The 10,355-nt window shown below is 71.4% G+C and carries 9 protein-coding genes; 5 read left to right on the top strand and 4 right to left on the bottom strand.

Translation table 11 applies throughout. The features are described 5' to 3' along the window. Window positions 1–276 precede the first annotated feature (276 nt). The gene (locus ACFU8Q_RS34295) at window positions 277–1,839 is read right to left on the bottom strand and encodes a FadD3 family acyl-CoA ligase (RefSeq protein ID WP_384461877.1); all 1,563 of its coding nucleotides are present in this window, start codon (window positions 1,837–1,839) and stop codon (window positions 277–279) included. 92 nt (window positions 1,840–1,931) lie between these two features. On the opposite strand from ACFU8Q_RS34295, the gene ACFU8Q_RS34290 reads away from it, so the two are divergent. Genes ACFU8Q_RS34290 through ACFU8Q_RS34280 form a run of 3 tightly spaced genes read left to right on the top strand, consistent with a single transcriptional unit; the run spans window position 1,932 to window position 4,310 of the window. Then, window positions 1,932–3,080, top strand: coding sequence for a lipid-transfer protein (locus tag ACFU8Q_RS34290; protein ID WP_384461886.1), 1,149 nt, complete (start codon window positions 1,932–1,934; stop codon window positions 3,078–3,080). Window positions 3,081–3,089: 9 nt separating this feature from the next. Beyond that, a complete protein-coding gene (locus tag ACFU8Q_RS34285; protein WP_384461874.1) occupies window positions 3,090–3,530 on the top strand; it encodes a Zn-ribbon domain-containing OB-fold protein in 441 nt (146 codons plus the stop codon). A 6-nt stretch (window positions 3,531–3,536) separates the two neighbouring features. Next, the gene (locus ACFU8Q_RS34280) at window positions 3,537–4,310 is read left to right on the top strand and encodes an enoyl-CoA hydratase/isomerase family protein (protein WP_384461872.1); all 774 of its coding nucleotides are present in this window, start codon (window positions 3,537–3,539) and stop codon (window positions 4,308–4,310) included. A gap of 2 nt (window positions 4,311–4,312) precedes the next feature. Here the strand turns inward: ACFU8Q_RS34280 and ACFU8Q_RS34275 are convergent, their stop codons facing one another. Further along, window positions 4,313–4,852: a hypothetical protein gene (locus ACFU8Q_RS34275; protein ID WP_384461869.1), complete on the bottom strand. Its 540-nt coding sequence runs from the start codon at window positions 4,850–4,852 to the stop codon at window positions 4,313–4,315. 215 nt (window positions 4,853–5,067) lie between these two features. Between ACFU8Q_RS34275 and ACFU8Q_RS34270 the strand changes: the two genes are divergently transcribed. Next, window positions 5,068–5,784, top strand: coding sequence for a hypothetical protein (locus tag ACFU8Q_RS34270; RefSeq protein WP_384461883.1), 717 nt, complete (start codon window positions 5,068–5,070; stop codon window positions 5,782–5,784). Between the two features lie 21 nt (window positions 5,785–5,805). Here ACFU8Q_RS34270 and ACFU8Q_RS34265 read toward each other — a convergent pair whose 3' ends face one another. Continuing rightward, window positions 5,806–8,217, bottom strand: a complete 2,412-nt coding sequence (locus tag ACFU8Q_RS34265; protein WP_384461880.1) for a PQQ-binding-like beta-propeller repeat protein — start codon at window positions 8,215–8,217, stop codon at window positions 5,806–5,808. Between the two features lie 163 nt (window positions 8,218–8,380). Continuing rightward, window positions 8,381–9,316 (bottom strand): VOC family protein, encoded by a 936-nt coding sequence (locus ACFU8Q_RS34260; protein WP_384461866.1) that lies wholly within the window; start codon window positions 9,314–9,316, stop codon window positions 8,381–8,383. A 303-nt stretch (window positions 9,317–9,619) separates the two neighbouring features. Between ACFU8Q_RS34260 and ACFU8Q_RS34255 the strand changes: the two genes are divergently transcribed. Beyond that, a complete protein-coding gene (locus tag ACFU8Q_RS34255; RefSeq protein ID WP_384461863.1) occupies window positions 9,620–10,267 on the top strand; it encodes a TetR family transcriptional regulator in 648 nt (215 codons plus the stop codon). The last annotated feature ends 88 nt before the right edge of the window (window positions 10,268–10,355 follow it).

Here is a 10,355-nt window from a genome sequence, read left to right as displayed (position 1 = left end):
CGAGTCACCACTCGGGCCCCTCTGCGTACCCGTCCCGCACAGCCCCCACGACGCCGCCACCTGTCTTTGCCTCAGAGGTCGAGAAGCGCGCCGATGAGCTCGTAAGGGCCGCGTCCGCGCCGCATCTCGACGGGACATCGTTTCAGGGGGCCGGCAACGGCGTGCAGACCGCATTCGTACCGGGCGGAATGTCCCTCTACCTCACCATCATCCGACACCAGTGCATCTACGTGCTCCAGGTGACACCTTGGCCTTCGGCTTGAGCGGCCTCACCCGTCAGGCCCCCCGCCCCCGCAGCTCCCCCTTCACCACCTTGCCGCTCGCGTTGCGCGGCAGTTCGTCCACGAACTCCACCGCTCTGGGGACCTTGTAGTTCGCCATTTCCCGCCTCGACCAGGCGATCAGGTCGTCGGCCGTCAGCGTCGCGCCCGGTCTGCGTACCGCGTAGGCCTTGCCGACCTCGCCCAGGCGGGGGTCGGGGATGCCGATGACCGCCACGTCGGCCACATCCGGGTGCAGGCCCAGGAGTTGTTCGATCTCGGCGGGGTACGCGTTGAAGCCGCCGACGATGAACATGTCCTTGATCCGGTCGGTGATCCGGAGGTTGCCGTCCGCGTCGAGGACGCCCACGTCGCCCGTGTGGAGCCAGCCGTCGGAGGTGATCGTGGCGGCCGTGGTCTCCGGGTCCTCGAAGTAGCCGCGCATCACGTTGAAGCCGCGGACCAGGACCTCGCCGGGGGTGCCGGGGGCGGGGGCCAGGACACGGAGTTCCGTGCCGGGGATCGCCCGGCCGGATGTCGAGGCGATCGTCCGCGCCGGGTCACCGCGGCGGCACATCGTGACGATGCCGCTCGCCTCGGAGAGGCCGTACGCGGTGAGGACCGTCGCTATGCCGAGTTCCGCGCGCAGGCGTTCCACCAGTTGGAGGGGAACGACCGCCGCGCCCGTCACGACCAGGCGGAGGGCGGAAAGGTCGTGGGCGTCCCGGGCCGGGTGGTCCAGGAGGGACTGGTGGAGGGTCGGCGGGCCCGGCAGGACCGAGATGCGTTCGGCGGCGATGTTGGCCAGGACCGTGTCGACGTTGAACACCGGTTGCGGGACCATCGTCGCGCCCCGCATCAGGCACGCGATGATGCCCGCCTTGTAGCCGAAGGTGTGGAAGAAGGGGTTCACGATCAGATAGCGGTCCCCCTCACGCAGATCCGCCAGCTCGCTCCAGATCGCGTAGCAGCGCAGGGTCTGGGCATGGGTGATGACCGCGCCCTTGGGCCGGCCGGTGGTTCCCGAGGTGTAGATGATGTCGGAGGGGGCCGAGGGGGCGATGGCGGCGGCCCGGATCCGTACCGCCTCCGGCGACACCCCCTCCCCCGCGGCCAGGAAGTCCTTCCAGGTGACGTAGTCGTCCGGGGCGCTGTCCGCCAGCACCACCACCCGTTCCAGGTCCGGAAGCGGTACGTCGGCCCGGCGCAGGGACGCCACGTACGACGTGCCGAGGAAGGTGCCCGTGACGAAGAGGAGTTTCGCCCGGCTGCGCTGCAGGATGTACGCCGCCTCCGTGCCCTTGAAGCGGGTGTTGAGGGGGACCAGGATCGCCCCGGCCGTAACGGCACCGAGCGCGGAGACGATCCAGTCCAGGGTGTTCGGGGCCCAGACCGCGACCCGGTCCCCCGGCTCGACGCCCGAGGCGATACAGGCGGCGGCGGCCCGTTCGACGCGATCGCCGAGTTCGGCGTACGAGATCCGGGTCCGGCCCTCGACGACCGCCTCCCGATCGCCGTACCGCCGCGCCGCCGCGCGCACCAGCTCCGGGATGCTGCCCCACTCCTCGTCGCCGCGCATCGGTCGCCCTCTCTGACGCAGTAGCTGACTATCCGTCAGATTAGCTGTAGCCTCAGCCGCTGTCAGCAGTCATGACGGTCTCGGAGGTGGCGGTGGCGGCACTCAAGGACGTGACAGCGATAGCCGGCATAGGGCAGACGGTCTTCGCGAAACAACTCCCCGAGTCCGAGAAGACCTTGGCCTGCCGGGCCATCGTCGCGGCGCTCGACGACGCGGGCATCGCGGCCTCGGAGGTGGACGCCTTCGCCTCGTACACGATGGAGGAGACCGACGAGGTCGAGATCGCCAAAGCCATCGGTGCGGGCGATGTCACCTTCTTCAGCAAGGTGGGGTACGGGGGCGGCGGTTCGTGCGCGACGATCGCGCATCTCGCCGCGGCCGTGGCGACCGGGCAGGCGAGTGTCGGTGTCGCCTGGCGGTCGCGCAAGCGGGGATCGGGGCCCCGGCCCTGGAAGAACACCGCCGTGCAACTGCCCACCCCCGCCCAGTGGACCCGACCGTACGGACTGCTGCGGCCGGCCGACGAGATCGGGATGCTGGCGCGGCGGTACATGCACGAGTACGGGGCGACCCGCGACCATCTCTTCAACGTCGCCCTCGCCTGCCGCAACCGCGCCAACCAGAACCCGGACGCGGTGATGTACGAGCGGCCACTGACCCGCGACATGTATATGACCTCGCGCTGGATCAGCGAGCCGCTGTGCCTCTTCGACAACTGCCTGGAGACGGACGGCGCGCTGGCCTGCGTCATCGTCTCGGCGGAGCGGGCCCGCGACTGCCGGCAGAAGCCCGTCTACATCCACTCCGTCGCCCAGGGGCTGCCCGCCCAGCACCACGGCATGGTCAATTACTGGAACGACGACCCGCTCACCGGCCCCGCCTGGACTGCCGCCCGGCAGCTGTGGAAGCAGGCCGACTTCGGCCCCGACGACGTGGACGTCGCCCAGATCTACGACGCGTTCACCCCGCTCATTCCGCTCTCGCTGGAGGGTTACGGCTTCTGCGGGCGCGGCGAGGGCGCCGCGTTCACCGAGGGCGGGGCGCTGGAGAGCGGCGGGCGGCTGCCGATCAATACCGGCGGCGGCGGGCTCAGCGAGGCGTACGTGCACGGCTTCAACCTGATCAACGAGGGCGTGAAGCAGCTGCGCGGCGTCTCCACCGCCCAGGTCCCGGACGCCGGTACGTGCCTGGTCACCGCCGGGGAGGGTGTGCCCACCTCCGCCGTACTGCTGAGGAGTTGATGAGCCGACATGGATGCTCTGCTGATGCCCGTCGTGGACGAGGACGGCGCCCCCTTCTGGGAGTACGCGGCCCGCGGCGAACTCCGCGTCCAGGCGTGCGCCGCCCCGGAGTGCGGACGACTCCGCTTCCCGCCGCGGCCGTGCTGCCCGCACTGCCAGTCCTTCGCGAGCCAGTGGCGGCCGATGAGCGGACGCGGCCGGATCTGGTCGTACGTGCTGCCGCATCCGCCGCTGCTGCCCGCGTACGCGGCGCAGGCCCCGTACAACGCCGTCGTGGTCGAGCTGGCCGACGCCCCGGAGATCCGGCTGGTCGGGAACGTGGTGAGCGGTCCGGACGCCCCGCTGGACTCGGTCGATCCGGGGCGGCTGCGGATCGGGGCGCCGGTGCGGGCGGTGTTCTGCCCGTCCGGGTCCGGGGTGACGCTGGTGCGCTGGCTGCTGGAGAGGTGACCGGCGATGACGCTGCGGACGGAGACGGACAAGGAGACCGGGGTCGCGCTCGTCACTCTGGACCGGCCCGAGAGGCACAACGCGATAGACCTGGCGACGGCCGCCGAACTGACCGCCGTCTGGCGGGCGTTCCGCTTCGACGACGGGGTGCGGGCCGTCGTCGTCACCGGGGCGGGCGGGCGGGCCTTCTGTACGGGGATCGACCGGGGCGTGACGGTGCCGCAGCCCTCGTCCCCGTACACGATCGACGATCCGCTGATCGCGATCGGGCCGAAGGCGAACGACCTGTGGAAGCCGGTGATCGCGGCCGTGGAGGGGATGGCCTGCGGCGGGGCGTTCTATCTGCTGGGCGAGGCGGAGTTCGTCATCGCGTCCGAGGAGGCGACGTTCTTCGACCCGCACACCACGTACGGCATGGTCAGCGCGTACGAGGCGATCTCCATGGCGCAGCGGATGCCGTTCGGCGAGGTGGCCCGGATGTCCCTGATGGGTACGGCCGAGCGGGTCACGGCCCGGCGGGCGTACGAGACCGGGCTGGTCAGTGAGGTGACGGCGCCCGGCGGCGCCGTGGCGGCAGCGCTGCGGGCGGCGGCGGTGATCGCCTCGTACCCGACGGAGGGTGTGCAGGGGACGGTCCGGGCGGTGTGGTCCGCGAGGGAGGCGGCCAGGGCGCAGGCCATGGCGCACGCCCCGCACCTGATCGCGCTCGGAAACCTGGCGCCGGAGCGGCAGGCCGAGCTGTTCCGGGGGCGGGGCGCCGGCGGCTTCCGGCTGCGCTGAGGTCAGTAACTCAGCTCGGCCTCCACCCGGCACGTCTTCACCTTGGAGACCTTGCGCGGGCTGTCCATCCGTACGGAGACGGTCTTCGTCTCGCCGCCCTCGGCCTCCACGCTCGCCTCACCGCGGTCGATGGTGTTGCCCTGCGCGTCGAGGAAGGCCACGTCGACGTCGTACATGTGTGAGCCGAGGGCCTCCGCCGTGAGCCTGACGGTGGAGGTCGTGACGGCCTTGCGCTTGCCCTTGCGGGGCTGGGCGCAGCGGACGACGTACGCCTGGGGCACGTCCGAGGCGCTCGGGGCCGGTGTCTCGTAGCCGGAGGAGCCGCTCGACGAGTCGTAGCCGTCGTCGTTGTTGTCGTCGTAGTCGCTGCGGTGGTAGCCGCCGTTGCTCTTCTTGGAGTTGGAGCATCCGCCGCCGCTGCTGCTGCCGCTCGATCCCTTGCTCTTGCCGCTTCGGCCACTGTGGCTGGAGGTCGAGAAGCCGGTGAGTGCGAGTACCACCACGACCAGGACCGCGGAAAGCCTTATGTGCTGCCGCATCATCGATGCAGCCCCCCTTGAGTTGTTGTCCGTCGCTGCCGGTGTCGAGCTCTTCTGCTGTTGCTGAGCTCTTCTGCCGCTGCCGGACTTCTGTTGTTGTCGAACGACCGCGCGACACCGTAGCGCAAGGATGCGGGGGCCAAAGGCCGGGCGTAGCGTCGGGGGCGGTAGCGGTACAGACCCGTGACGCCGGTCCGCGCACACGCAGGAGGCCGATGATGATCCGCAATGTCCTCGGCTCCTTCCTCGCTCTCCTGGGAGCGGCGGCCGCCGTGCTGAGCCCCTTCCGTCAGTGGTACGACGGCCGTCTCGGGCGTCACTACCGGATCGACGAGCTGTTCACCGGCATCACCGGCAGCCGCCCCGGACCGCTCGGTTCGATTCTGGTCGTCTTCCTTTTCGCCGCTCTGCTGACGGTGGTCGGCGTGGTGCTGCGGTCGCGGCTGCTGGTGGCGGTCGCGGGTGTGGTGACGCTCGGGTTCACCGTGCTGTGGATGGTCCGCCAGGGGGAGGCGGTGGGCAGTCTGACGGTCTCGGGCGACGGGTCCGGGCTGCGGTGGGGAGCCGCGGAGGCGACGGTTGGCGCGGTGCTGATGCTGCTGGGCGCATTGGTGATGTCGGGACGGCGCGGTGGCGGGCGGCGGCCTGTCGGCGGGGGTCATGACCAGCCGTACGCCGCGCCCGGTTCGGAGAACCCGGACATGTGGCCGCCGACGCAGGAGCCGGGGCCTTCCGTGCAGACGAGTCCGTTGCCGGAGCCCGAGCCGGACCTGTACACGGGGCCGCCTCCGGAGGGCCGGCAGACGGAGGGTGGGCAGGCGAAGGACCGGCCGGAGGGTCGGCGGACGGCGAGCCGGCCGGAGGACCAGGACACGGCTGAGTACCCCTCCGTGCCGGACGACGACCCCGACACCCACCTGCCTCCGCGCCCCTGAGGCGTACGACGCCCCGAGGCGCTATGCCCGGGCCCGGTTGCCTGTGCCCGTTCCCTTCAGGGCGTCCAGCGCGTACACGCAACGGTCCTTGCTGCACGCGTAGACGACGCCTCCCCGTGCCACCGGCGAACCCGTGATCTCGCCGCCCGTCGCCAGCTTCCAGCGGAGCTGGCCGCCCGCAGCGTCCAGGGTGTACAGGACGTGGTCGGCGGAACCGAAGTGGACCCGGCCGTCGGCGACCACCGGGGCCCCCACCACCTCGCCGCCCGCCGCGAACCGCCACTTCGGGGTGCCGGTCACCGCGTCGAGCGTGTACAGCGCGCTGCCGCTGCCGACGTGGACGTTCCCGGCCGCCACCAGGACCGGTTCGATCGACTGCCGGGCCTCCGTGGCGATGCGCCAGCGGTCCTTGCCGGTCGCGGCGTCGAGTGCGTACACCGTGCCGAGGTAGTCGGCCAGGTACACACCGCCGCCGGTGACGGCGGGCCCCGGCGCGAACGCGGGCGCGGAGAGGAAGACCGCGGGCGACTCGAAGTGCCAGCGGACATGGCCGGACACCATGTCGACAGCCAGGACCCGGGCCCCGGCGCTGACGTACACGAAGCCGTCCGCCGCCGAGGCCACCCGGACCGGCACTCCGCCGCAGGAGGCGGCGTCGCCGATGGGGTACGACCAGCGCTCGACGCCGGTACGGGCGTCGACGGCGCGCAGTCGGGCGTCCTGCCAGAGGTAGACCGTGCCGTCGTGGATCACGGGCCCGGCCTCCGGAGTCTCGAAGTCGGTCTGAACGCCGCCGCTCCCCCACAGCTTCTCGCCCGTGGACGCCTCCCACGCCTGGACGCCACCGCCCCGGGTGCCGGTGACGACGGTGCCGCGGTCGGCCTTGAGGGAGTACACCCAGGCGTCGGTCTGCAGCCGCCAACGTTCGGCGCCGGTCGCCGCGTCCAGGGCGTACAGCGACGGCCCGTCGGAGGCGTGGATGAGGCCGCCCTCGACGGCCATCACCCAGGCCACGTCCCGGGTCTTGAACTGACGCCTCCCGTTGCCGACGTCCAGGGCGTGCACCTCGAACGACGTGACGTAGAGGAGGTCCCCGGCGACGACGGGCGTCCCCCAGACGTCGTTGGACATCCGGAACCGCCAGGGTCGCCAGCGGTCGGGGTCCGGGGGCGCGGACTCGGGGGTGTGCGCGGGCCCGGGCAGGGGGGCGGGCGGGGCGGCGGGGGCCGCGCCGTTCACCCCGGCGGGCGGGCGCACCCAGCCGGTCGCGGGGCCGGCGTCCGCAGTGGCCGTGGCGGCGGCCCGGACGTCCTGGGCGCGCGGGCCGGGGCCGATCGGCACCTTCGCACCGGGCAGCCGTACCGGGCCGCCCCCGTCGGTCAGCCGGGCCGGAGCGGCGGCCGGGGAGCGCAGATCGGCGCCGCCGCGCCAGGCGGTGTCCCGGCCGGCGCCGGGCGGCTGCTGGGGCGGCGGCGGCACGGGGGCCGGGGCGGGTGCGGGAGCCGGAGCGGGAGCCGGAGCCGGAGCGGGAGCCATGCGGCCGCCGCCGCGGCGCTGCTCGATCATCGCGGTCGCGGAGGTGGGCAGCCAGGCCGAGGCCGTACCGCTGTCGTCGCCGCCGGAGGCGAAGAGGTGCGGGGCGAGCTGAGCCTGCAGGTCGGCAGGGGTGGGCCGCAGCCCGGCGTCCATCTGCATGCAGGACTCGATCAGCGGCCGCAGTTCGTCGGGCAGGCCCTCCAGGTCGGGGCCCTCGCGCAGCAGCATGAAGACCGTCTCGACGGGGTTGGCGCCGTGGAACGGCGCATGGCCGGTGGCGGCGAAGACCAGCGTCGAGCCGAGCGAGAAGACATCGCTGGCGCCGGTGACGCTGCGCGAGTCCCGCGCCTGCTCGGGCGACATGTACGCGGGCGTGCCGACAGCGACGTTCGTCATGGTCAGCCGGGTGTTGGAGACCCCGGACGCGATCCCGAAGTCGATCACCCGCGGGCCGTCCTCGACGACGAGCACGTTCGACGGCTTCATGTCGCGGTGGACGAGGCCCGCACCGTGGATGGACTGGAGCGCCTCGGCGATACCGGCGGCCAGCCAGCGCACCGCCTGGACCGGCATGGGCCCGCACTCATTCACTATCTCTTCGAGCGACGGTGCGGGCACATAGGCGGTGGCCAGCCACGGCACGGCGGCCCGCGGATCGGCGTCCACCACCGCGGCCGTGTAGAAGCCGCTGACGGCCCGGGCGGCCTCCACCTCACGCGTGAAGCGGACCCGGAACAGCTGGTCCTCGGCGAGCTCCGTACGTACCGTCTTGATCGCCACCCGTCGGCCCGAAGCCGAGCGGGCGAGATAGACCAGCCCCATGCCACCGGCCCCGAGCCGTCCCAGCACCTCGAACGGGCCGATCCGTCTCGGGTCGTGCTGCGTCAGCTGCTCCACCACTTGCCCTGCCACCTCCCCGTACGGGCCTCAGGAACAGAAGCCCGCGAAAACCCGCCCTGTACGGCGTCTCACCACTGGGCACCACCCGGCGGTGCGCACCCCGATTGTTCCTGGCTGAGCCCCTGGTTGCGAACCCGGGGGCCGACCGGGGTGTCATAGCTCACTCTGCCCTCTTCCCGGACACAGGGGGCTGAAGTACGGCGAATACGGCACCCTGGTCGTCCTGGAGGACCGCCATCCGTCCGTACGGGATGTCGAACGGCGGCGCGGAGATGCGGCCGCCGAGGCGCACGGCGTGTCCGGCGGTGGCGTTGCAGTCCTCGACGGCGAAGTAGCTCAGGAAGTAGCTGGGCATCTCGGCCGGGAAGGCGTCGGTGATGACGCTGCGCCCGCCGATCGCGGTGTCCGGTCCTGGTTCGGTGCCCGCCGGGGACCACATGCGGAAGTCGACGCCGGGTTCGGAGGCACGGGGTTCGGAGGCACGGGGTTCGGGGGCGCGGGGTTCGGGGGCGCCTGGCTCAGAGGCCTCGGGTTCGGGGGCGCCTGGCTCGGAGGCCTCGGGTTCGGGAGTGCCGGGCTCGGAGGCGCCGGGCTCGTGGGCGCCCGAGGTGTAGAGGTCGGTGCCCTGGAAGCCGAAGACCTCCTCGTAGAAGGCGTCGACGCGATCCTTCTCGCGGGTGTACACCTCGGTCCAGCAGAAGGAAACCGGTTCGTTCTGCTTCTGGAAGCCCTCGCGTTCACCGGCCTGCCAGAGCCCGAAGACCGCTCCGCCGGGGTCGGCCGCCTGGGCGAGCGCTCCGGCCCGGCCGGCCCGCACGGGGTCGGTGATCACCTGACCGCCGGCCTCCCTGATCCGGGCGACGGTCGCGACGATGTCGTCGGTGGCGAAGTAGACGCCCCACGCGGTGGGCATCCGGCCGTCCTGCTTGGCGACGAGTGCGGCGACGAGCTTCCCGTCGCTGAAGGCGTCCGCGTACGGGCCGTCGCCGGCCCGGAAGGTCCAGCCGAACAGCTCGCCGTAGAAGCGCTTTCCCGCTTCGAGGTCGGGGAGCTGCACATCCACCCAGCACGGCGCGGATCGCGCGAATGCGGCCATGGGCCCGGGTCCTTCCGTCACGGTCGTACGCGGTGAGTGACGCTCGTCACGGCAAACGTAACCGGCGGCGGCACGCAACGCGCCCCGAGGTGTCCGTATCGAACTAATTTTCGACAGAGGACTTCGTTGCTCGCGGCGTCACGGAAAGTTATCCACGGAAGTTATCCACAGGCTGTTGATAAGACTTATCGCCTTGCGGGGCGCGTCCGTCGATATCCGGCCACTCCCCCCGCCCCGTCTGCGGCGCTCCCCATTTGCAGTCGGCCGAATCGCGCTCCCACCCCCCCTCGGTAAGCTGACGGCATGACAGGACAAGTGCGCACCGTCGACGGCCGCGTGGCCGGTCGACGCGGACAGGCGACGCGGCAGAAGCTGCTCGACTGCCTCAGCGAGATGCTCAGTTCCTCGCCGTACCGGGACGTCAAAGTCATCGACGTGGCCCGGAAGGCGGGGACTTCACCCGCGACGTTCTACCAATACTTCCCCGACGTCGAGGGCGCCGTCCTCGAAATCGCCGAAGAAATGGCCAAGGAGGGCGCCGGGTTGACCGAACTGGTCGCAGGCCGCTCCTGGGTCGGCAAGGCCGGCTGGCAGGCCGCAGAAGAACTCGTCGAGGGATTCCTCGACTTCTGGCGACATCACGACGCGATCCTGCGCGTGGTCGACCTCGGGGCGGCCGAGGGCGACAAGCGGTTCTACAAGATCCGCATGAAGATCCTGAACTCGGTCACCAACTCCCTCACGGATTCGGTGAAGGAGCTCCAGGCCAAGGGCAAGGTCGACAAGGACGTGAGCGCCGCCGCGATGGCGGGCTCGCTGGTCGCGATGCTGGCCGCGGTCGCCTCGCACCAGAAGGGCTTTACGACCTGGGGCGTCAAGCAGGCCGAACTCAAGCCGAATCTCGCACTGTTGGTGCATCTGGGCATCACCGGCAAGAAGCCGACGAAGTAGCGCCGCGCCGGGCTCTTTCCCGTACTGGGTACCGCGCGGTGATTCCGGGCGCCCCAGGTCCTGTCTCACCGACGGCGGACCACGCAGG

It is taken from the genome of Streptomyces sp. NPDC057543, assembly GCF_042801895.1.
Taxonomy (GTDB): Bacteria; Actinomycetota; Actinomycetes; order Streptomycetales; family Streptomycetaceae; genus Streptomyces.
This window is presented reverse-complemented; position numbering and strand designations above follow the sequence as displayed.